General features: G+C 64.1%; 19 protein-coding genes and 1 pseudogene. 14 read left to right on the forward strand and 6 right to left on the reverse strand.

Annotation, left to right across the window (positions count from 1 at the left end):
* Window positions 1-6: 6 nt before the first annotated feature.
* The 8 genes and pseudogenes from lptC (at window position 7) to BVG12_RS22310 (ending at window position 6,510) form a co-directional block, all read left to right on the forward strand.
* Window positions 7-609 (forward strand): LPS export ABC transporter periplasmic protein LptC, encoded by a 603-nt coding sequence (lptC, locus tag BVG12_RS22275; protein ID WP_075794299.1) that lies wholly within the window; start codon window positions 7-9, stop codon window positions 607-609.
* Between the two features lie 39 nt (window positions 610-648).
* Complete coding sequence (gene lptA / locus BVG12_RS22280) at window positions 649-1,227, forward strand: lipopolysaccharide transport periplasmic protein LptA (protein ID WP_075794300.1); 579 nt, start codon at window positions 649-651, stop codon at window positions 1,225-1,227.
* A complete protein-coding gene (lptB, locus tag BVG12_RS22285) occupies window positions 1,224-2,018 on the forward strand; it encodes an LPS export ABC transporter ATP-binding protein (RefSeq protein ID WP_083685312.1) in 795 nt (264 codons plus the stop codon). Before lptA ends, lptB begins: the two co-directional genes overlap by 4 nt.
* Before the next feature lie 2 nt (window positions 2,019-2,020).
* Window positions 2,021-3,520 carry an RNA polymerase factor sigma-54 gene (locus BVG12_RS22290; RefSeq protein WP_075794301.1) on the forward strand — a complete coding sequence of 500 codons (1,500 nt, stop codon included), beginning with the start codon at window positions 2,021-2,023 and terminating at the stop codon, window positions 3,518-3,520.
* Window positions 3,521-3,590: 70 nt separating this feature from the next.
* A complete protein-coding gene (hpf, locus tag BVG12_RS22295) occupies window positions 3,591-3,950 on the forward strand; it encodes a ribosome hibernation-promoting factor, HPF/YfiA family (RefSeq protein WP_075794302.1) in 360 nt (119 codons plus the stop codon).
* A gap of 227 nt (window positions 3,951-4,177) precedes the next feature.
* A complete protein-coding gene (locus BVG12_RS22300; RefSeq protein WP_075794303.1) occupies window positions 4,178-5,263 on the forward strand; it encodes an enoyl-CoA hydratase/isomerase family protein in 1,086 nt (361 codons plus the stop codon).
* The gene (locus tag BVG12_RS22305) at window positions 5,260-5,733 is read left to right on the forward strand and encodes an Rv1443c family protein (RefSeq protein WP_075794304.1); all 474 of its coding nucleotides are present in this window, start codon (window positions 5,260-5,262) and stop codon (window positions 5,731-5,733) included. Before BVG12_RS22300 ends, BVG12_RS22305 begins: the two co-directional genes overlap by 4 nt.
* Window positions 5,730-6,510, forward strand: a pseudogene (locus BVG12_RS22310) (APH(3')-II family aminoglycoside O-phosphotransferase). The gene BVG12_RS22305 and the pseudogene BVG12_RS22310 overlap by 4 nt, the downstream one beginning before the upstream one ends.
* Before the next feature lie 91 nt (window positions 6,511-6,601).
* Here BVG12_RS22310 and rapZ read toward each other — a convergent pair.
* From rapZ to ilvA, 5 genes are all read right to left on the reverse strand, one after another.
* The gene (rapZ, locus tag BVG12_RS22315) at window positions 6,602-7,465 is read right to left on the reverse strand and encodes an RNase adapter RapZ (protein ID WP_075794306.1); all 864 of its coding nucleotides are present in this window, start codon (window positions 7,463-7,465) and stop codon (window positions 6,602-6,604) included.
* Window positions 7,466-7,711: 246 nt separating this feature from the next.
* Complete coding sequence (hprK, locus tag BVG12_RS22320; RefSeq protein ID WP_036238906.1) at window positions 7,712-8,647, reverse strand: HPr(Ser) kinase/phosphatase; 936 nt, start codon at window positions 8,645-8,647, stop codon at window positions 7,712-7,714.
* Between the two features lie 16 nt (window positions 8,648-8,663).
* Window positions 8,664-9,146 carry a PTS sugar transporter subunit IIA gene (locus tag BVG12_RS22325; protein WP_075794307.1) on the reverse strand — a complete coding sequence of 161 codons (483 nt, stop codon included), beginning with the start codon at window positions 9,144-9,146 and terminating at the stop codon, window positions 8,664-8,666.
* Window positions 9,147-9,503: 357 nt separating this feature from the next.
* Entirely contained in the window at window positions 9,504-10,334 is an 831-nt protein-coding gene (queF, locus tag BVG12_RS22330) for an NADPH-dependent 7-cyano-7-deazaguanine reductase QueF (RefSeq protein ID WP_075794308.1), read from the reverse strand.
* Between the two features lie 175 nt (window positions 10,335-10,509).
* Window positions 10,510-12,192, reverse strand: coding sequence for a threonine ammonia-lyase, biosynthetic (gene ilvA / locus BVG12_RS22335; protein WP_370662849.1), 1,683 nt, complete (start codon window positions 12,190-12,192; stop codon window positions 10,510-10,512).
* Window positions 12,193-12,344: 152 nt separating this feature from the next.
* Between ilvA and BVG12_RS22340 the strand changes: the two genes are divergently transcribed.
* The 4 genes from BVG12_RS22340 (at window position 12,345) to BVG12_RS22355 (ending at window position 18,054) form a co-directional block, all read left to right on the forward strand.
* Window positions 12,345-12,848 (forward strand): YqaA family protein, encoded by a 504-nt coding sequence (locus BVG12_RS22340; protein WP_075794310.1) that lies wholly within the window; start codon window positions 12,345-12,347, stop codon window positions 12,846-12,848.
* A gap of 219 nt (window positions 12,849-13,067) precedes the next feature.
* Window positions 13,068-17,075 carry a DUF3683 domain-containing protein gene (locus BVG12_RS22345; RefSeq protein ID WP_075794311.1) on the forward strand — a complete coding sequence of 1,336 codons (4,008 nt, stop codon included), beginning with the start codon at window positions 13,068-13,070 and terminating at the stop codon, window positions 17,073-17,075.
* Window positions 17,072-17,506 (forward strand): HIT family protein, encoded by a 435-nt coding sequence (locus tag BVG12_RS22350; protein WP_075794312.1) that lies wholly within the window; start codon window positions 17,072-17,074, stop codon window positions 17,504-17,506. Before BVG12_RS22345 ends, BVG12_RS22350 begins: the two co-directional genes overlap by 4 nt.
* A gap of 119 nt (window positions 17,507-17,625) precedes the next feature.
* Window positions 17,626-18,054: a gamma-butyrobetaine hydroxylase family protein gene (locus BVG12_RS22355; protein ID WP_075794313.1), complete on the forward strand. Its 429-nt coding sequence runs from the start codon at window positions 17,626-17,628 to the stop codon at window positions 18,052-18,054.
* Between the two features lie 134 nt (window positions 18,055-18,188).
* Here the strand turns inward: BVG12_RS22355 and BVG12_RS22360 are convergent, their stop codons facing one another.
* Window positions 18,189-18,392: a cold-shock protein gene (locus BVG12_RS22360; protein WP_056448893.1), complete on the reverse strand. Its 204-nt coding sequence runs from the start codon at window positions 18,390-18,392 to the stop codon at window positions 18,189-18,191.
* Between the two features lie 309 nt (window positions 18,393-18,701).
* Between BVG12_RS22360 and BVG12_RS22370 the strand changes: the two genes are divergently transcribed.
* Together BVG12_RS22370 and ubiE are read left to right on the forward strand one after the other, a co-directional pair.
* Window positions 18,702-20,426 (forward strand): N,N-dimethylformamidase beta subunit family domain-containing protein, encoded by a 1,725-nt coding sequence (locus BVG12_RS22370; RefSeq protein ID WP_156895712.1) that lies wholly within the window; start codon window positions 18,702-18,704, stop codon window positions 20,424-20,426.
* A 54-nt stretch (window positions 20,427-20,480) separates the two neighbouring features.
* Window positions 20,481-21,215: a bifunctional demethylmenaquinone methyltransferase/2-methoxy-6-polyprenyl-1,4-benzoquinol methylase UbiE gene (gene ubiE / locus BVG12_RS22375; protein ID WP_075794316.1), complete on the forward strand. Its 735-nt coding sequence runs from the start codon at window positions 20,481-20,483 to the stop codon at window positions 21,213-21,215.
* Window positions 21,216-21,220: the final 5 nt, after the last annotated feature.

The following is a 21,220-nucleotide window of genomic DNA, read 5'->3' on the forward strand; positions in this document are numbered from 1 at the left end:
CGCGCCATGGCTCCCGCCTCCTACAAACGTACCGCGCACCGCTGGCGCCTGCTGGCCCTGATGCTGACCGCCGTATTCTTTGCGTTCGGCAGCTTCTGGCTCGTGCAGGTGATGCAGGGCGAGGAGAGCGGGCCGCATGCCAACCCGGGCAACGAGCCCGATTACATCGTCGACAACTTCAGCTGGGTGCGCATGTCGGAGGCCGGCAAGCCGCGCTACGTGATCTCGGGCGAACGCCTGACGCACCGCCCGGCCGACAACACGGCCCTCGTCGACAAGCCCGTCGTGCAGAGCCTCACCACCGAGCATCCGCCCATGACGATGACGGCCGAGCACGCGCTCGTAAACCAGAACCAGAACCAGATCGACCTGACCGGCAACGTCGACATCCAGCGCCCCGGCAACGCGGCGTCGCAGCCGCTGCGGATCCGCACGGAAGTGCTGACCGTGCTGACGGACGACGAGATCGCCAAGACCGACCGGCCGATCCACATGACGCTCGGTAAAGCATCGGTCGACGCCGTGGGCATGGTGGCCAACAACGCCACCCAGCAGATCGAACTGGGCGGCCGCGGCGCAATCAGCTATCCGCCGCGCCAGTCGCGCTGAGCCCGCTGAAGCCAATAGGCCAATAGAGAGGACAACCGAATGAAAAAAATACTCGCCGCCGCCATCTTCCTGCTGGTGCCGCTGGCTGCTTCGGCCGAGAGGGCGGACGCGCTCAAGCCGATCAACATCCAGTACGACAAGGCCAACGTCGACCAGGTGACGCAGAACTATGTCGCCACCGGCAACGTGATCATCACGCGCGGCACCATGATCCTCAAGTCGGACCGCGCCGAGGTCAAGGAATCGCCGGACGGCTACCACACGTTCATCCTGACGGCCGAGCCGGGCAAGCTCGCGACCTTCCGCCAGAAGCGCGATGGCGGCCCCGACCTGTGGGACGAAGGCCGCGCCCAGCGCATCGAATACGACGAGCGCAACGACCTCGTCAAGCTGTTCTCGAAAGCGATGATCCGCCAGCTCGAGGGCCAGAAGGTCACGCAGGAAATGGACAGCAAATTCATCTCCTACGACAACCGCAAAGAGGTGCTGGTCGGCCGCAACGACGCCACCGGCGCCGACAAGCCGGGCAATGGCCGCGGCAGCATCACGCTGCAGCCGCACCGTGCGCCGGCGCAGGCGACCCCGGCGGCCGCCCCGGCACCGGCGGGCAAGCAATGACGGAGGCCCGCACGATGGACGTACGCACCGAGGTTCCGCCGGTCGAATGCGGCGGCAGCACGCTGGTCGTCAAGGGCCTGCAGAAGAGCTACGGCAAGCGCCTCGTGGTGCGCGACGTGTCGCTGCAGGTCGCGTGCGGCGAAGTCGTCGGCCTGCTGGGGCCGAACGGCGCGGGCAAGACGACGTCGTTCTACATGATCGTGGGCCTGGTGCCGTCGGACGCCGGCAGCATCGACATCAACGGCACCGACATCATGCGCCTGCCGATCCACCGGCGCGCGCTGCTGGGCCTGTCGTACCTGCCGCAGGAAGCGTCGGTGTTCCGCAAGCTGACGGTCGAAGAGAACATCCGCGCCGTGCTGGAATTGCAGCGCGAGAACGGCAAGCCGCTGACCAAGACGCGCATCGCCGAACGCCTCGACGAGCTGCTGACCGAGCTGCAGATCGAAAAGTTGCGCGAGAGCCCGGCCCTGTCGCTGTCGGGCGGCGAGCGCCGCCGCGTGGAGATCGCGCGCGCCCTCGCGACCAATCCGCGCTTCGTGCTGCTGGACGAACCGTTCGCCGGCGTGGATCCAATTGCCGTCATCGAGATCCAACGTATCGTGCGCTTCCTGAAGGAGCGCGGCATCGGCGTGCTGATCACGGACCATAATGTGCGCGAGACGCTCGGCATCTGCGACCGCGCCTACATCATCAACCAGGGGGCGGTGCTGGCATCCGGCCGACCCGACGACATCATCGCCAATGAATCGGTGCGCCGCGTTTACCTGGGCGAACACTTCCGAATGTAGTCATGAAACAGACGCTGCAACTCAAGACTTCACAGCACCTTGCACTGACGCCCCAACTCCAGCAATCGATCCGGCTGTTGCAGCTGTCGACTCTGGAGCTGCACCAGGAAATCGAGCAGGTCTTGAGCGAGAACCCCTTGCTCGAACGGCTCGACGATCCGCTCGACCGGTCGGTGCGCCTGCTGGCCGACGGCGCCATCAACAGCGCGCCGGCATCGACGCAGGCCGGTGAGGCGCCGGCCGCGCAGGGCTCGGGCGAGGAGGGCGGCGCGCCCGCCGAGCATGGCAATGGCGAGAACGGCGAAGCGGGTGGCGACAGCGGCGAAGGCGGCGGCAGCGAAGCCGGCGAGGACTGGGGCGAGTACGGCCGCAGCGGCAGCGGCGGCGACGATGAAGACGGCCGCCCGCAACTGGAAGCGAGTCCCGTCACGCTGCGCGAGCACCTGATGGAGCAGGTGCGCCTGACGTGCTGCGCGCCGCGCGACTGCGCGCTCGTGGAACTCGTCGTCGATGCGCTGGACGACAACGGTTATCTGGAAGAGCCGCTGGAAGACATCCACGCGCGCCTGCCGGCCGAACTGGAGATCGAGTTCGAGGAATTGCGCATGGCGCTCGCCCTCGTGCAAAGCATGGACCCGCCCGGCGTGGGTGCGCGCAGCGCGGCCGAATGCCTGGCCCTGCAGATCCGCCGCATGCCCGGCGTGCCGCTCGTCACGCGGCGCATGGCGCTCGTCATCGTCGAAAAATACCTGACGTGGTTCGCGCAGCGTGAATTCAACAAGCTCAAAAAGGCGCTCGATTGCGACGACGAAGACCTGCGCGAAGCCCAGGCCGTCATCCGCCAGTGCAACCCCCATCCGGGCGCGGCGTTCGCCTCGGATGTGTCGGACTTCGTCGTGCCCGACGTGATCGTGCGCCGCGCCAAGGACGGCTGGAGCGTGCAGCTGAATCCGGAAGTGATGCCGCGCCTGCGCGTGAACAGCCTGTACGCCTCGCTGATGAAGCAGGGGAAATCAGAAACACAGCTGGGTGCACAGTTGCAGGAAGCCAAGTGGCTCATCAAGAATATGCGGCAGCGCTTCGACACGATCCTGCGCGTGGCCCAGGCTATTGTGGATCGCCAGCGCAACTTTTTCTCGCATGGCGCAGTCGCGATGCGGCCCCTTGTTTTACGTGAGATAGCTGATACACTAGGTCTACACGAGAGCACAATTTCTCGAGTCACAACTCAGAAATATATGCTGACCCCGCACGGCATGTTCGAGTTGAAGTATTTCTTCGGGAGTCACGTTGCCACCGAAGCGGGAGGCGAAGCATCGTCGACGGCAATACGGGCCCTCATCGTACAACTGACAGGAGCAGAAGACCCCAAGAATCCCTTATCCGACAGCAAGATCGCGGAGATGCTAGGGGAACAGGGAATGGTGATCGCGCGGCGCACGGTCGCGAAGTACCGTGAGGCGCTGAAGATTCCACCCGTCAGCCTCCGCAAATCCTTGTAGCAAACTCTTGCAACAACGTTGCCATTTGCGCTTGATGCGCGCACGGCAACGCATCTTCAAAGGAGTGTGTATGAATCTCACAATCAGCGGACATCATCTCGATGTAACTCCAGCCATCCGAGAATACGTACAGAACAAGCTCGAACGCATCACCCGCCATTTCGATCAAGTGATCGATTCCCACGTCATCCTCTGCATCGACAATCTCACCGAGAAAGAAAAACGCCAGAAAGCGGAGATCAACCTGCGTGTCGCGGGCAAGATCGTCCATGTCGCCAGTGCCGCGCACGATTTATATGCCGCGATCGACATGCTGATGGACCGCCTCGACCGTCAGGTCGTCAAGTACAAGCAAATGCTCAAGGATCATGACAACGCGTGCATCAAGCGCATGTCCGAAGGAGGAGAGGAAGCTGCCGTCGCGGCGTGATACCACGCCAGCCGCAGCACCGAGGAACGAAGGGCGCATTGGCGCCCTTTTCGTTTTTATGGGCGCTACAATGTATCTCTGATTATTTCAATAACAAGGAGGAGCCTCGCAAAACCGTCGCGAGCGGCAGCAATGTTGTTTGAGAAGCGCAGCTGTACGACGAGTACAGCGAGCATCGCGGAACGACAGTGCAACGCGCAGCAGGTTTTTCGACGCGCCGAAGAGACATGACCGAACACGTACTGACGCGGATCGCCAACCGCACGGGCATCATCACCCTGGACCGACCGAAAGCGCTGAACTCGCTGTCGCTGGACATGGTCCGCGCACTCACTGCGACGCTGCTCGCCTGGCGCGAACATGCCGGCATCGACGCCGTCGTCATCGCCAGCACGAGCGAGAAAGCCTTGTGCGCCGGCGGCGACATCCGCTTCTTCCATGAGGCCGGCAAAGCCACGCCGCAGACGGGCAGTCCGCTGCTGGAAGATTTCTTCACCGAGGAATACGCGCTCAACCACCTGATCCACTTTTACCCGAAGCCGTATATCGCGCTGATGGATGGCGTGGTGATGGGCGGCGGCATGGGCATCGCCCAGGGCGGGCCGGATTGCGGCCTGCGCATCGTGACGGAGCGCTCGAAGATCGCCATGCCCGAGGTGAACATCGGCCTGTTTCCGGACGTGGGCGGCAGCCACTTCCTGTCGCATGCGCCGGGCCGCCTAGGCCACTACCTTGGCGTGACGGGCGTGACCATCGGCGCCGCGGACGCCATCTACGTCGGCCTGGCCGACGTGTTCGTACCGGCCGCCCAACTGGACGCGCTGCGCGCGCTGATCGAGTCGACGCCAGGCGCGGAACTGCCGGGCGCGATCCGCGCGTTTGCCGCGCCGTTCGCGCCCGACGCCGGCGAGCTGGCAGCGCAGCGCGAGGCGATCGACCGCCACTTCGGCGCGGACTCCGTCGCGGCCGTGATGGCATCGCTGGAAACCGATGCGAGCCCGTTCGCGCACAAGACGCTGGCCACGATGCGCCAGCGCTCGCCGCTGATGATGTCCGTGACGCGCGAGATGCTCGTGCGCGGCGCAAGCCTCGGCGTGGCCGACTGCCTGCGCATGGAACGCTCGCTCGTGCGCCGCACGTTCGAACACGGCGAGGTGCTGGAAGGCGTGCGCGCGCTCGTGATCGACAAGGACAATACGCCGCAGTGGAAACCGCCTCTGCTCGCCGACGTCACGCCGGAGATGGTGGCGTGGTTTTTCGCGCCCGTGTGGCCGGCGCACGCGCATCCGCTGCGCGATCTGCGCGATTCGTGATCGAACTGCGCTTCGAGTCCGAGCTGGCCGCCGCACCGGACACGGTGTGGCGATGGGCGACGTCGGTCGACGGCATTGCCGACGAGATGTCGCCGCTGCTGCGCATGACGTTCCCGCGCGGGATGCGTGCGCTGCCTGCGGATGCCTGCGCACCGGGCCAGCGCCTGTGCCGCAGCTGGCTTCTTTTGCTGCGCGTGCTGCCCATCGACTGGAGCGACCTGACCCTCGTCGAACTCGACCCGGGCCGGCGTTTTCTCGAACGCTCGCCGATGCTGTCGATGGCGTTCTGGCAGCACGAGCGCACGATCTCGCCGTCACCGCGCGGCGCCAGCGTGATCGACAACCTGACGTTCCGCCCGCGCCGTCCGCTCCCGCGTGCGCTCGTGCGCGCGAGCGTGGCGCTGTTCTTCCGCCATCGCCACGCGCGGTTGCGGCGGCGCTTCGGCGCTAGCCGACCGGAGACGGCATGACGCGACCACACGCACCCGCCGCCTGGACGGCACGCCTGGCCGGCTACCGCTGGACGGGCCAGGACACCGGTTGTTCGGAGGCCGACGTGTTCCGTCTCGACGCACCGGGCAAGCCCGTCCTGTTCGCGAAGACCGAATCCGCCGATCCGCTGGCGGAACTGCGCGACGAGGCGGCGCGCCTGCGCTGGCTGGCTGGCCGGCGCCGGCGTGCCGTGCGCGCCGGTGCTCGACCTGACGCAGGAGGCGGGTATGGACTGGCTGCTGCTCGGCGCCGTGCCGGGGCGCGATTTGCTGGCCGCCCGCCTGGCGCCGGCCGTCAAGGTCGCGCGGCTGGCGGCGGCGCTGCGGGCGCTGCACGCGCTCGATATCGCCACGTGCCCGTTCGACCACCGCGCGGCCCGGCGCATCGAACGGGCCAAGGCACGCCTGGAGGCCGGATTGGTGGACGAGGATGACCTCGACGATGAACACCACGGCACCGGGCCCGCCGTGCTGTTCGCGCGCATGGCCGCGCAGGCGCCGCATGGCGAAGACCTGGTCGTCACGCACGGCGACGCCTGCCTGCCGAACCTGATCGTCGATGATGAAGGGGATGCGGGCTGGATCGATTGCGGCCGCCTGGGCGTGGCGGACCGCTGGCAAGACCTGGCGCTGGCCACGCGCGACATCGCGGAAGCATTGGGCGACGCGTGGGTCGAGCCGTTCCTGGACGCCTACGGCACGCGCTTCGACGCTGCGCGCAGCCGTTTTTATCGGCTGCTCGACGAGTTCTTTTGATTCCCGCGCGGGCATGGGGTGCCCGCCCTACGTGTAGGCGGCCGGGTGGGCACCCGTGCCCACGCGTGACGCCTGCGATTCGTTGGCCGTGTCAGGGCTGTTCGCGGTGCCGCACGACGACCCGTTCCGTGCCGCCGAAATAGGCGCCGAGCCGCTCCGCCATGTACACGGACCGGTGCTGGCCGCCCGTGCAGCCGACCGCCACCGTCAGATAGCTGCGGTTGTCCTTCTTGAACGACGGCAGCCACTTGGTGATGAAGGCGCGGATGTCGGACAGCAGTTCGGCCGCCTGCGGTTGGGCGTCGAGGAAGGCGATCACGGGGGCGTCCTTGCCGTTCAGCGGGCGCAAAGTGAGGTCGTAATACGGGTTCGGCACGGCGCGTACGTCGAACACGAAGTCGGCGTCGAGCGGCACGCCGCGCTTGAACGCGAACGATTCGAAGTACAAGGTCAGCGGCGCGTACGTGACCTCGGCCAGTTCCTTGACCCAGGCGCGCAGCTTGTTGGCCGACAGTTCGGACGTGTCGATCACGTGGCCCATCTTCTCGATCGGTCCCAAGCGGTCGCGCTCTTCCGAAATGCATTCGATCAGCGTGCGGCGCGACGCGGGGTTCTCGCCCGGCCGCAGTTCGTGCGACAGCGGATGGCTGCGGCGCGTCTCGGAAAAGCGCGCGACGAGCGAGTGCGTGCTGGCGGTCAGGAAGATCACCTTGACCTGGTGACCGGCGTCGCGGAGCAGGGCGACGGTCGTCGGCAGTTCGGCCAGCGATTCGGCGCTGCGCGCGTCGACGGCGACGGCGATGCGTTTCGTGTCGCCGCCTTCGATGGTGCCGACGAGGGCCGGCAGCAGGGCGGGGGGCAGGTTGTCGACGCAGTAATAGCCCGCGTCTTCGAGGACGTTCAGGGCGACGGATTTACCGGAGCCCGAGATACCGGTGATGAGTAGGATGCGCATGGGGCGATGATAGCATCGGCCCGTGTTTGCCGCAGCGCACAAGGCTTATGGTTGAGGTGTTTGCAACAGGCTCCGGCGGCGCGCTGTTCGATTTTTGAAACGCTGTATGGACTCCCGCCTGCACGGGAAGTCGTTTCCGGCAATGCCGGGAATGACGGTCGTTTCAGGACCCGTATTTAGGTCGGTTCGGGATCCGTATTTAAAAACGTCGTTCCCGCGAAAGCGGGAACCCATACTGAACATCCGTCAGTCGCTCGACATCGCCTGCCGCTGCCGCTCCATGAACTCCTGCAGCGTATCGATCCCGCGCAGCTGCAGAATCGTATTGCGCACGGCGGCCTCCAGCAGCACCGCGATGTTGCGGCCGGCCGCGACGGGGATGACCACTTTGCGGATCGGCAGGCCCAGCACGTCCTCGGTGGGGAAGTGGAACGGAAGGCGTTCGACTTCTTCGTCCAGCGCGCCGCGCTTGACGAGGTGGACGATCAGTTTGAGGCGCATCTTGCGGCGCACGGCCGTCTCGCCGAAGATCGCCTTGATGTCCAGCAGGCCCAGGCCGCGCACTTCGAGCAGGTTCTGCAGCAGCGGCGGGCAGCGGCCTTCGATCATGTTCGGCGCGATGCGCGAGAATTCGACGGCGTCGTCGGCAACGAGGCCGTGCGAACGCGAGATCAGTTCCAGACCGAGCTCGCTCTTGCCGAGGCCCGAGTCGCCCGTGATCAGCACGCCGACACCCAGCACGTCCATGAACACGCCGTGCATGATGACGCGCTGCGCCAGCTTCTTCGACAGGTACACGCGCAGGTAGTCGATCACCTGCGCGGCCGGCAGCGGCGTCGAGAACAGCGGGATGTTCTGCTCGTCGCAGATGGCGAGGATGTCCGGCGGCGTGTCGAGGCCCTGGGCGATGAACAGGGCCGGCGGGCCGCCCGCGATCAGTTCGCCGATCAGGTGGCTGCGCGAGCCGGACTTCAGGCGCTGGTAGTAATTCAGTTCCTGGTGACCGAACACCTGCATGCGGCCCGGGTGGATCAGGTTCAGGTGACCCACCTGGTCCGCGGCCGAGACGGCGTCGCCGGAAATCTGGCGTTCTCCACCCGGGAATCCTGCGAACCAGCCCAGTTGCAGGCTGTCGCGGTTGTCGTCGTACAGCCGTTGGATGGTCAGCGGAGTCTGCAGCATGGTCGCTTTCGCAAGGTCAGCCGAGGGCTTGCAGGCTCGGCTGCCAGTTGATGATGCGTTCGTAGACGGATTTCGGATCCGTGTCGGTCGTCAGGGCCGTGCGGATCGCCTCGTCGGAGAACAGTTCCGCGATCTCCGACAGGATCTCGAGGTGCTGTTGCGTGACATGATCCGGGATCAGGAGGAAGAACAGCAGCTTGACCGGCTGGCCGTCCGGCGATTCGAACGGAATCGGTTCAAGCAGGCGCACGAACGCGGCCAGCGGCGATTTGAGGCTTTTGCTGCCCTTGATGCGGCCGTGCGGCACGGCGACGCCGTGACCGAGTCCGGTGGAGCCGAGTCGCTCGCGCGCGAACAGATTGTCCGACACGGTGGAGCGGGCGATGCCGCAGTTGTTCTCGAAGATCAGGCCGGCCTGCTCGAAGGCGCGCTTCTTGCTCGACACTTCCAGATCGAGCTGCACGTTCTCGAGCGAGAGGATTTTGCTTAGATTAGTCATAACACGCTTCTATTGCGGTGCACCCGGGGGTGCTTGCGAGCGGGAATTATAGGCCGGTTTTATGGCCGTGTAATTCGATTTTGCATGTCGTCGGGTGCTTGTCCAATCCCTGCCGCAAACGTGTGCGTAAAGACCAGGCACCCGACAACCTGACATGCGCAATTTCCGCCACGAAATCCCGGGTTTCACGCATGAACCATTCTCCCGGGGCCTCTTTTACCGATTTTTCTAGCGCTCGGTTGAGCAAAATTGTCGCTTTGCACATCCAACGGCATCGCAGACGCATCGCAGACGATGTCGCTGGAAACGTACACTGTAGATGGGGACGAACGACGAAAAATCACCCATCCGCACTGTTCATTGACGTGCAGTACGCAAATTCGGCGGTTTTCCGGTGCTGAAATTGGCGCGCCAGGGGTTGATGTCCAGGCCGCCGCGGCGGGTGTAGCGGGCGTACACGGCCAACTTGTTCGGTTTGCACTGGCGCAAGATGTCCGTGAAGATGCGCTCGACACACTGCTCGTGGAATTCGTTGTGCTCGCGGAAACCGATCAGGTAGCGCAGCAGGCTTTCCTGGTCGATCTGCGGTCCGGCATAGCGGATCTGCACGCTGCCCCAGTCCGGCTGGCCAGTGACGAGGCAGTTCGACTTGAGCAGGTGCGACATGAGGGTTTCCTCGACCGCCGCTTCGTCGTGGTTGGCTTTAAGTAACTCCGGCGACGGACTGTAGTGGTCGACCTCGATGTCGAGGCGGTCGATCAAGAGGCCGTCCTGCTCGCCCATTTTGAGCTTGTCGAAGTCCTCGGGCAGGGTCAGCGCCACGTGCACGGGCGCGCCGACGGCGTTGGACAGGTCTTCGCGCAGCAGGGCCAGCAGGGCGTCCGTGTTGGCGAGCCGCGTCTGGTTGAACGAATTCAGGTAGAGCTTGAAGGATTTCGATTCGACGATATTGGGCGAATCGGCGGGCACGGTGAAGGTCGCGATGGCGACTTGCGGCTTGCCGCGCATGTTCAGCCACGACAATTCGTAGGCATTCCAGATGTCGACGCCGAAGAAGGGCAGCGTGCCCTTCAGGCCGAGCTCGTCGCGCTTTTGCTGGCGCGGGATGGGAAACAGCAGCTCCGGCGCATACTGGGTCTGGTAGGCCGAGTTTTTGCCGAGAGGCGAATGTTCAGGGGTATTGGTCATGATGTTTTCTCGAAGCCGGCCACGTGCTCGTGACGTGCGTGGCGATGCCGGTCCGGCGGCGGCAAGGCGGCGTATCGTACACCTTTCCCGAAAACGCTGCGCGTTCAGGTAACCGATGCGTTACGGGTGGGGTGGACGGGAGACCCGCCCACCCTATGCAAATGCATGATCCGTATCAAAGAAACAGCTTGTAGACCGGATTCGCGCTCTCGTCCCAATAGCGGTAACCCAGCGTCGCGAGGAACTGGCGGAATTCGTCCATCTCGCCCGACGGCACTTGCAGGCCGACGAGGATGCGGCCCACGTCGCCGCCCTGGTTCCGGTAGTGGAACAGCGAGATGTTCCAGTTCGGCGCCATGCTGTCCAGGAAGCGCATCAGCGCGCCCGGGCGTTCCGGAAACTCGAAGCGGTACAGCAGCTCGTCGTGCGCCAGCCCGCTCTTGCCGCCGACCAGGTGGCGCACGTGCTGTTTCGCCAGCTCGTCGTGCGTGAGGTCGAGGGTGCGGAAGCCGTGTTCCTCGAACGTGCGCGCGACGGTGCCCGATTCGCTGCGGCTGCCGATCTGCACGCCGACGAAGACGTGGGCTTCGCTCTCGTCGCTGATGCGGTAGTTGAACTCGGTGACGTTGCGCGGTCCGATCAGCGCGCAGAAGCGCTTGAAGCTGCCGCGCTGCTCGGGGATCGTCACGGCGAATACCGCTTCGCGCGCCTCGCCCAGTTCGGCACGCTCGGCGACGAAGCGCAGGCGGTCGAAATTCATGTTGGCGCCGGACGGCACGGCGACGAGCGTCTCGCCGCGCACCGGATTCTTCGACATCAGCGAACGTTCGACATACGCCTTGGCGCCCGCGACCGCGAGCGCGCCGGACGGCTCGACGATGCTGCGCGTGTCCTGGAACACGTCCTTGATGGCCGCGCAGATCGCGTCGTTGTCGACGATGATGATTTCATCGACCAGTTCCTGGCACAGGCGGAAGGTCTCCGAGCCGACGAGGCGCACGGCGGTGCCGTCCGCGAACAGGCCGACGTCGGACAGCGTCACGCGCTCGCCCGCCTTGAGGCTGCGCGCCATCGCGTCCGAATCGTTCGTCTGCACGCCGATGATCTTGATGTCCGGGCGGATCTGCTTTACGTATGCGGCCACGCCGCTGATCAAGCCGCCGCCGCCGATCGCGAGGAAGATCGCGTGGATCGGGCCCGCGTGCTGGCGCAGGATCTCGACGCCGATGGTGCCCTGGCCGGCGATGACGTCCGGATCGTCGAACGGGTGCACGAACGCCAGCTTCTGCTCCTTCTCCAGCATCTGCGCGTGGATGAAGGCGTCCGTGTACGATTCGCCGTGCAGGACGACTTCCACGTTGCTGCCGCCGAACGCGCGCACCGCATCGACCTTCACGCTGGGCGTGGTGGTCGGCATGACGATCACGGCGCGGCAGTTCAGCCGCGCCGCCGACATGGCGACGCCCTGCGCGTGGTTACCGGCCGACGCGCAAATCACGCCGCGGTTCAGCTGCGACTCCGACAGGTTCGCCATCTTGTTGTAGGCGCCGCGCAGCTTGAAGCTGAACACGCTTTGCATGTCCTCGCGCTTCAGGTAAATCTTGTTGTCGGTGCGCTTCGACAGGCTGGGGGCGTATTCCAGCGGGGTTTCGACGGCCACGTCGTAGACGCGCGCGGTGAGGATTTTCTTGAGATAGTCGGTAGTCATGATCGATGCGGGCTGTTCGGGTTCCGGGGCGACGCTGACTGTCCTGCTTGGCGGGTAACCGAGGCGAGCAGTGCGGCAGCTTGGCTTGGTAGAGCCTGGCGTACCGTGTCGTTGCGAATGGACACCTCGAAAAACCGTCGCGAGCGGCAGCAACGTCGTTCGAGAAGCGCAGCTGTACGAATAGTACAGCGAGCATCGCGGAACGACAGTGCAACGCGCGGCAGGGTTTTCGACGTGCCCGGGTGTTTCTCCCCATTATAATGTACTGGACCCATCCGTCTCCCGTCCATCCCTTCCCGCCGATGATCGAATCCGCCGTACTGTGGCTGCTGAAATTCCTTGCCGTGCCCACCGTCGGGCTCACGTCGGTCTTCCTGATCGCCTTCGTCTCCGCCACCCTGCTGCCGCTCGGCTCGGAACCGGCCGTGTTCGCCGTCGTGAAAGCCAATCCCGCCATGTTCTGGCCCGTGATCCTCGTGGCCACGCTGGGCAACACGCTGGGCGGCGTCGTCGACTACTGGATCGGCTACCGCGCCAAGGTCGCCTTCGCGAAAGAGCGCTCGTCGCGCTGGTTCCACTGGCTGAAGCGCTACGGCGCGAAAACGATGCTGCTGTCGTGGGTGCCCGGCATCGGCGACCCGCTGTGCACGCTGGCCGGCTGGCTGCACCTGCCGTTCTGGCCCAGCGTGATCTATATGGCCGTCGGCAAGTTCGGGCGCTATGTGTTCATGACGGTCACGTTGCTGTACGTGCCGAACGGGTGGTGGAAGTGGCTGGGGGAGACGAGCAGCAGGCTGTTCGGGTAAGTGGGCATCCATCCGGCGTGGATAAGATGCCTCTTCTTTCATCACGCCGAGCTTTTGCTGGAAAATATTGCATTTTGCCATAACAAATTTGTGCGGATCCGCCGTTTTCTGTGCATTTCTGCTTTAGAAGCGTTGCAAAAATCATTCCTTCCCAGCGTGGTGCATCGCAATAAGCTAGAATAGAGAGTCCTACGCGTCAGTAAGACAGTCGATCTCCCCATGAACGCTCCTGCCAATATCCACGCCCTGCTCGAAGACAACGCGCCCATCCGGCTGCGCGAAATCCCCTATAACTACACGTCGTTCTCCGATCGCGAGATCGTGATCCGTCTGCTGGGCGAGTCATCGTGGCAACTGTTGGACGAATTGCGCGGCGCCCGCCAGACCGGGCGTTCGGCGCGCATGCTGTACGAAGTCCTGGGCGACATCTGGGTCGTGCGCCGCAATCCGTACTTGCAGGACGACTTGCTGGACAACCCGAAGCGCCGCGCCAAGCTGATCGAAGCGCTGCACCACCGCCTGGCGGAAGTCGACAAGCGCCGCCTGACGGTGGATAGCAGCGAGGCCGATGCGGCCACGGCGAGCCGCCGCAGCGCCGCCGTCGAGGAGCTGCTCGTCGCCGCGCGCAAGGCCGTCGACGACTTCGGCCGCGAGTTCCAGCAGACGTACGACCTGCGCAAGCGCGCCCGCGCCGTGCTGGGCCGCTACACCGATAAACGCAACATCCGCTTCGACGGCATGCACCGCACGTCGCACGTGACGGATGCCACCGACTGGCGCGTCGAATATCCGTTCCTCGTCCTGATGCCGGATTCGGAAGACGAGATGGCCGGCCTCGTGAAGGGCTGTATCGAGCTCGGTCTGACCATCATCCCGCGCGGCGGCGGCACCGGCTACACGGGCGGCGCGATTCCGCTCACGCCCATGTCGGCCGTCATCAACACGGAAAAGCTGATCGGCATGGGCGCCGTCGAGATGACGCGCCTGCCGGGCGTCGACCGCGATTACGCGACGATCTATACCGGTGCCGGCGTCGTCACGCAGCAGGTGTCGCAGGCGGCCGAGAAGGCCGGCTTCGTGTTCGCCGTCGATCCGACGTCCGCGCACGCCTCGTGCATCGGCGGGAATATCGCGATGAACGCGGGCGGCAAGAAGGCCGTGCTGTGGGGCACGGCCCTCGACAACCTCGCGTCGTGGCGCATGGTCGACCCGAACGGCGACTGGCTCGACGTCACGCGCATCGACCACAACCTGGGCAAGATCCACGACGCCCCGGTCGCGACGTTCAAGCTCGAATGGACGCATCCGTCGGAAAAGGGCGCGCCGAAGGGCGAGCCGTTCCGCACCGAGACGCTGGCCATCGAAGGCCGCCGCTTCCGCAAGGAAGGTCTCGGCAAGGACGTCACCGACAAATTCCTCGCGGGCCTGCCGGGCATCCAGAAAGAGGGCACCGATGGCCTGATCACGTCGGCCCGCTGGATCCTGCACAAGATGCCGAAGTACACGCGCACCGTCGCGCTGGAATTCTTCGGCCAGGCGCGCGATGCGATCCCGTCGATCGTCGAGATCAAGGATTACCTGGACAGCCTGCCGAAGAGCGGCAAGCCGGAATTCGCGAGCCTGCGTCTCGCCGGCCTGGAGCACCTGGACGAGCGCTATCTGCGCGCCGTCGGCTACGCGACGAAATCCAAGCGCGGCACCCTGCCGAAGATGGCGCTGTTCGGCGACATCGTCGGCGACGACGAGAACGCCGTCGCGCTGGCCACGTCGGAAGTCGTGCGCCTCGCGAACACGCGCGTGGGCGAGGGCTTTATCGCCGTGAGCCCGGAAGCGCGTAAAAAATTCTGGCTCGACCGCTCGCGCACGGCCGCCATCGCGCGCCACACGAACGCTTTCAAGATCAACGAGGACGTCGTCATCCCGCTGAACCGGATGGGCGAGTACACGGACGGCATCGAGCGCATCAACGTCGAGCTGTCGATCAAGAACAAGCTGCAGCTGGTCGAAGAACTGCACGCCTATTTCACGTCCGGGAACCTGGAAGTGACGAAGGCGGACGACGCGACCGGCGAAGGCGTGTCGAAGGAAGAGATCCTCGGCGACCGTTCGCAGCAGGGCGACGATCTGCTGGCCCGCGTGGCCGCGCGCTGGACCTGGATCATGGCGAACCTCGACCAGCCGCTGGGCGCGGTGCTGGACAAGCTGGCCGACTTCGGCCTCGATGGTTTGAGCGGCACGTTCCAGGCGCGCCTCGCGCAGCAACCGGGCGCCACGCTGTTCGACGTCGTGCAGGACCACACCGTGCGCGTCTCGTGGAAGAACGAGATCCGCGCGCCGCTGCGCCAGATCTTCAACGGCGCGGCCTATAAACCGATCCTGGACGAGGCCACCGCGATCCACAAGCGCGTGCTGCGTTCGCGCGTGTTCGTCGCGCTGCACATGCACGCGGGCGACGGCAACGTGCACACGAACCTGCCGGTGAACTCGGACGACTACGCGATGCTGCAGGATGCGCACAAAGCCGTCGAGCGCATCATGAAGCTCGCGCGTTCGCTGGACGGCGTGATCTCGGGCGAACACGGCATCGGCATCACGAAGCTGGAATTCCTCACCGAGGACGAGATCCGCGACTTCCGCGACTATAAGAAACGCGTCGACCCGGAAGGCCGCTTCAACAAGGGCAAGCTGCTCAACAGCGAGACCGCGTACGCCGACCTGCGCAACGCGTACACGCCGTCGTTCGGCCTGATGGGCCACGAATCGCTGATCATGCAGCAGAGCGACATCGGCGAGATCGCCAACAGTGTCAAGGATTGCCTGCGCTGCGGTAAGTGCAAGCCCGTGTGCACGACGCACGTGCCGCAATCGAACCTGCTGTACTCGCCGCGCGACAAGATCCTCGCGACGTCCGCGCTGATCGAAGCGTTCCTGTACGAAGAGCAGACGCGCCGCGGCGTGTCGATCCGCCACTGGGAAGAATTCGAGGACGTGTCCGACCACTGCACCGTGTGCCACAAGTGCGTGACGCCGTGCCCGGTCAACATCGACTTCGGCGACGTCTCGATGAACATGCGTAACCTGCTGCGCAAGATGGACAAGCGCAGCTTCAAGCCGGCCCAGCGCGCGGGCATGTTCTTCCTGAACGCGACCGACCCGACGACGATCAACACGATGCGCAAGGGGATGATCGACTGGGGCTACAAGGCCCAGCGTTTAGGCAGCGCCGTGCTGAAGGCAGTCGCGAAAGAACAGACGAAGGCACCGCCTCCGACGACCGGCAAGGCGCCGATCCGCGAGCAGGTGATCCACTTCGTGAACAAGAAGATGCCGGGCAACCTGCCGAAGAAGACGGCGCGCGCGCTGCTGGACATCGAGGACGACAAGGTCATCCCGATCATCCGCAATCCGAAGGTGACGAACGCCGATACGGAAGCCGTGTTCTACTTCCCGGGCTGCGGCTCCGAGCGCCTGTTCTCGCAGGTGGGCCTGGCCACGCAGGCGATGCTGTGGGAAGTGGGCGTGCAGACCGTGCTGCCGCCGGGCTATCTGTGCTGCGGCTATCCGCAGCGCGGCGCCGGCCAGTACGACAAGGCCGACAAGATGATGACGGATAACCGCGTGCTGTTCCACCGCATGGCCAACACGCTGAACTACCTCGACATCAAGACGGTCCTCGTCTCGTGCGGCACCTGCTACGACCAGCTGGCGACGTACGAGTTCGACAAGATCTTCCCGGGCTGCCGCATCATGGACATCCACGAGTACCTGCTGGAGAAGGGCGTCAAGCTGGAAGGCGTGACCGGTACGCGCTACATGTACCACGACCCGTGCCATACGCCGATGAAGATGCAGGACTCGATGAAGACCGTGAACGCGCTGGTGCAGACCGTCGACAACGTCAAGATCGAGAAGAACGACCGCTGCTGCGGCGAGTCGGGCACATTCGCCGTGAGCCGTCCGGACATCTCGACCCAGGTCCGCTTCCGCAAGGAGCAGGAGATGGTGAAGGGCGCGGATAAACTGCGCGCCGACGGATTCGACGGCGACGTCAAGATCCTGACGAGCTGCCCGTCCTGCCTGCAAGGCCTGTCGCGCTACAACGACGACTCGGGCACCACGGCCGACTACATCGTCGTCGAAATCGCGCGCCACCTGCTGGGCGAGAACTGGATGCCGAACTACGTGGCCAACGCCAACAACGGCGGTATCGAGCGGGTGCTCGTATGACGACGCGCGTGGCCGGCTGCGAGCTCTGCGACTTGAACGTGCCGACCGTCGTCGACAACGACAAGTTCGCCGTGATCCTGGTCGACGACGCGAACTATCCCGGCTTCGCGCGCGTGATCTGGAAGGATCATGTGCGCGAGGTGAGCGACCTTCCGGACGCCGATCGCCTGCTGCTGAACGACGCCGTCCACAAGCTCGAACTGGCGGTGCGCGACGTGATGCGGCCGCTGAAGGTCAACGTGGCGAGCCTCGGCAACGTCGTGCCGCACCTGCACTGGCACGTGATTCCGCGCTACGCCGACGACGCGCACTTCCCGGCGCCCGTGTGGACGCAGGCCGTGCGCGCGACGCCGGACGCGGTGCTTGCCGAGCGCAGGAAGCTCGTGCCGCAACTGGCGGAGGCGATCGCGCGCAGGTTCACCGACCGATAAAATATGCACCGTCGTTCCCGCGCACGCGGGATTCCATGCCGAGCCGACCGAAGATGCGCCGCATGGATTCCCGCTTCCGCGGAATGACGTTCTTGCTTTGCTACTGAACGGACCCCATCATGCCCACTCCCACCAACCTCACCATCCGCCAGCAATCGAAGGTCCTGGAAATCGCCTTCGACGACGGCGCCGTCTTCGCCATCCCGTTCGAACTGCTGCGCGTGTACTCGCCGTCGGCCGAAGTGAAGGGCCACGGTCCGGGCCAGGAAGTGCTGCAGGTCGGCAAGCGCGACGTCGGCACCCGCGGCGCCGAGCCGGTCGGGAACTACGGCATCAAGCCGCTGTTTACGGACGGTCACGAGTCCGGCATCTACACGTGGGACTATCTGTACAAGCTGGGCAGCGAGCAGGACCGGCTGTGGCAGGATTACCTGGGCCGTCTGCACGCGGCGGGGTATGAGGGCGACAGCGGCCGCGAGGCCAGTGCCGTGCCGGTGGCCGGGCAAAAGGGTGGCGGTTGCGGCAGCGGTGGGTGCGGGGGACATTAAGTCCGCCGCACGGGGACATTAAGTCCGCCGCATGCGGTCACTAACGAAAAAAGCGCCGGTTCGACACACGGCGCTTTTTTTTTCTTTGCCGGCCTGGTGGGCCGGCGCTATCCGGTCTGCGTTCCGGTCGGGAATTATTGCGGCTGGATGTTTGCTGCCTGCTTGCCTTTCGGGCCCGAGGTCACGTCGAAGCTGACGCGCTGGTTTTCCGCCAGCGATTTGAAGCCGGCCGAATTGATGGCCGAGAAGTGTGCGAACAGATCGTCGCCACCATCGTCAGGTTTGATGAAGCCAAAGCCTTTTGCGTCGTTGAACCATTTCACGGTGCCAGTCGCCATGTTTCTCTCTCTCAAGAAATTTTTTAACAAGTAATGAATTTAGCTGGCGGCACATGGTTAAGCGATAAGGCATCCCTGTTCCAGACTGTGCGCTAGCAAAAATCATTATAAGCAGAGTTTTAACAATAGTGATGCACGATTGCTATTCTGTGTGGCAAAGCCGACATGTACGCCGCAGACGTCATGTTCACCGGCGCGTTGAGCTTCCTTAAACACGGACTATGAGCGATCTCAGCTGTGTCTTTTGATGTTGGGATAGGGTGTACGACAATGCGCTAGTTTGCGCTTCCTGCATTACCGAACGACTTGGTGAACGCCGCGATGTCGATGCATGTTCTCGTGAGTTCCGCCGTCAGGACCTGTCGATTCCGCATCGATGACCATCCACGCGTGCTGCAGGCCAGCCTGAGTTTCGAGGCCTATGGCGATTTGCCCATGCGCGCGCTGCTTTTCAGGTTCTACCGGCCCGATGGCGCGCTTCTTCATGAAATCCATCCCGTGCGGGGCGCGATGTCCGAAGACAGTGTGCTCAGCCGTATCAGGAAGCTGCCGCTGGCGCTGCGGATGGAATATCTGATCCGGAGTCTGCTCCGTCGAAAGCTGTACTTTTCTCTCGACCTGCCGCCGTCCTGTCTTCAGTACCCTCGGTTTTCCGTGCGCGTGGAAAACGTCGGTGGCGCTCCCGTCGCGGTAGGCATGCCCCGGCTCAGTACGTCCACGCTTGCGCCGGACCGTCTCGAGCAGAATCTGCATTCGATCGAAGGATATGGCGACCGAATGAGCGTGTTCCCTGGCGAACCGCTGCAATTATTCGTCCATGCGCCACGCCGGCGGTTCGCGCTGACCGTCATCCGTCACGGCGCGCGAGAGCAGTCCATGCTGTCCATCGGCGGGATCGAAGGCAAGCCTCAGCATTACGCCGCCAATGCTTACGAGTGCGGCGCCGCCTGGGAGCCCACCTTCACCCTGCAGGTCGGCGCGGATTGGTGCAGCGGGATGTACGCGGCGCGTATTTCCGACAGCAGTGGGGCCGCCTTCGATATTACGTTCATCGTCAAGAAACGCAGGCTCGGCAGGCCCGCCGGCGTGGCGGTATTGGCGTCGACCAATACCTGGCTGGCTTACAACGCATGGGGTGGCGCGTCGCTGTACCGCTACGACATCGACGACGGCCTTGGCAAGCGGAGCGCATTCCGGGTACACATGCAACGGCCGAATCCGGCCGCATCGCCGGCCGGCGACGACGGCCACCTGGCAAACGCCGAAAAGCACATCCTGCGCTGGTTGGAGCAGAACGGCATCGCTTACGACTTGTACGCCGACATCGACTTGCACGACACGCCAACCTTGCTACGGCAATACCCCACCTTGGTGATCAGTACCCATAGCGAATACTGGACGGACCCGATGTACCGTGGCCTGGAAAGCTTCCTCGATGCGGGAGGCAACCTGATCTACCTCTCGGGTAACGGCCTCTACTGGAAAGCGGAAATCCGCGCACAACAGCTCGAGGTCAAGTATGACAGCGGCAGGCACACCTTCAGTGGTGAAGCGGGCGGGCGCTGGCGCGATTGCGGGCGCTCGGAAACCAGGATGCTCGGCATTCGTTTCACGTTGGCCGGCAAATCCACGTACGGTCCTTACAAGGTGATCGCGCCCCGCCACTGGATCTTTGACGGCACCGGCGTCGAAACAGGCAGCTTGATCGGCAAGGCAGGATTGAACATGGGCGGCGCTTCGGGATGGGAAATGGACAAGATCGACCCCCGCAACAAACCCGCCGGACTGGTCCACCTGGCCAAGGGGACCAATCGCTGGCGCAGCGGTGCGGACATGACGTATTTCACGCACGCCGGTGGGGGCGGTGTATTTTCGGCCGGATCGATTACCTTCGGCGGCAGCCTGGCGATCGATCCCGTATTGAGCCGGATGCTGCGCAACGTGTTTGCCAGATTCTCGCGACCGTGCGCCGAAGCGGAGACGACGGGCGCGTCCGGTCGCGCGCACGTGGCGGTCGCGGTAAGACAGCTTTAAGCTGAGCGCAGCACCCGGCTTGTATAATGTGGCAAGACTATACGGCTTGCTACTATGACCAACACCACGCATTTCGGCTACAAGACCGTCTCGGAAGACGAGAAGGTCCACGAGGTAGCCAAGGTATTCCACTCGGTCGCGTCCAAATACGACGTGATGAACGACCTGATGTCCGCCGGCCTGCACCGCGTGTGGAAGGCGTTCACCATCGCCCAGGCCGGCATTCGTCCCGGCTTCAAGGTGCTCGACATCGCGGGTGGCACGGGCGATCTGTCGAAGGCGTTCGCCAAGCAGGCGGGGCCGAGTGGCGAGGTCTGGCTCACCGACATCAACGAGTCGATGCTGCGCGTGGGCCGCGATCGTCTATTGAACAAGGGTCTCGTCACCCCCACCTTACTGTGTGACGCGGAAAAACTGCCGTTCCCGGACAATTATTTCGATCGCGTCAGCGTGGCGTTCGGCCTGCGCAATATGACGCACAAGGATCAGGCGCTGGCGGAAATGCGCCGCGTGCTCAAGCCGGGCGGCAAGCTGCTCGTGCTGGAGTTCTCGAAAGTCGCGGCGCCGCTGCAAAAGCCGTACGACGTGTATTCGTTTTCGGTGCTGCCGTGGCTGGGCCAGCGCATCGCGGGCGATGCCGAAAGCTACCGCTATCTGGCGGAATCGATCCGCATGCACCCGGACCAGGAGACGTTGAAATCGATGATGGAAACGGCGGGTCTGGAACGCGTGCAGTACTACAACCTGACGGCCGGTGTTGCCGCACTGCACACCGGCATCAAACTTTGAGGTGA

Origin of the sequence: Massilia putida (assembly GCF_001941825.1) — a bacterium.
Classification (GTDB): domain Bacteria; phylum Pseudomonadota; class Gammaproteobacteria; order Burkholderiales; family Burkholderiaceae_D; genus Telluria; species Telluria putida.

Coding starts and splice junctions, on each gene's coding strand:
- ubiE (WP_075794316.1), top strand. CDS start 20,481: ATGACCAACACCACGCATTTCGGCTACAAGACCGTCTCGGAAGACGAG.
- hprK (WP_036238906.1), bottom strand. CDS start 8,647: ATGCTGCAGACTCCGCTGACCATCCAACGGCTGTACGACGACAACCGC.
- BVG12_RS22355 (WP_075794313.1), top strand. CDS start 17,626: ATGCCCACTCCCACCAACCTCACCATCCGCCAGCAATCGAAGGTCCTG.
- BVG12_RS22360 (WP_056448893.1), bottom strand. CDS start 18,392: ATGGCGACTGGCACCGTGAAATGGTTCAACGACGCAAAAGGCTTTGGC.
- queF (WP_075794308.1), bottom strand. CDS start 10,334: ATGACCAATACCCCTGAACATTCGCCTCTCGGCAAAAACTCGGCCTAC.
- BVG12_RS22290 (WP_075794301.1), top strand. CDS start 2,021: ATGAAACAGACGCTGCAACTCAAGACTTCACAGCACCTTGCACTGACG.
- lptB (WP_083685312.1), top strand. CDS start 1,224: ATGACGGAGGCCCGCACGATGGACGTACGCACCGAGGTTCCGCCGGTC.
- BVG12_RS22350 (WP_075794312.1), top strand. CDS start 17,072: ATGACGACGCGCGTGGCCGGCTGCGAGCTCTGCGACTTGAACGTGCCG.
- BVG12_RS22300 (WP_075794303.1), top strand. CDS start 4,178: ATGACCGAACACGTACTGACGCGGATCGCCAACCGCACGGGCATCATC.
- BVG12_RS22340 (WP_075794310.1), top strand. CDS start 12,345: ATGATCGAATCCGCCGTACTGTGGCTGCTGAAATTCCTTGCCGTGCCC.
- BVG12_RS22325 (WP_075794307.1), bottom strand. CDS start 9,146: ATGACTAATCTAAGCAAAATCCTCTCGCTCGAGAACGTGCAGCTCGAT.
- lptA (WP_075794300.1), top strand. CDS start 649: ATGAAAAAAATACTCGCCGCCGCCATCTTCCTGCTGGTGCCGCTGGCT.
- rapZ (WP_075794306.1), bottom strand. CDS start 7,465: ATGCGCATCCTACTCATCACCGGTATCTCGGGCTCCGGTAAATCCGTC.
- BVG12_RS22345 (WP_075794311.1), top strand. CDS start 13,068: ATGAACGCTCCTGCCAATATCCACGCCCTGCTCGAAGACAACGCGCCC.
- lptC (WP_075794299.1), top strand. CDS start 7: ATGGCTCCCGCCTCCTACAAACGTACCGCGCACCGCTGGCGCCTGCTG.
- hpf (WP_075794302.1), top strand. CDS start 3,591: ATGAATCTCACAATCAGCGGACATCATCTCGATGTAACTCCAGCCATC.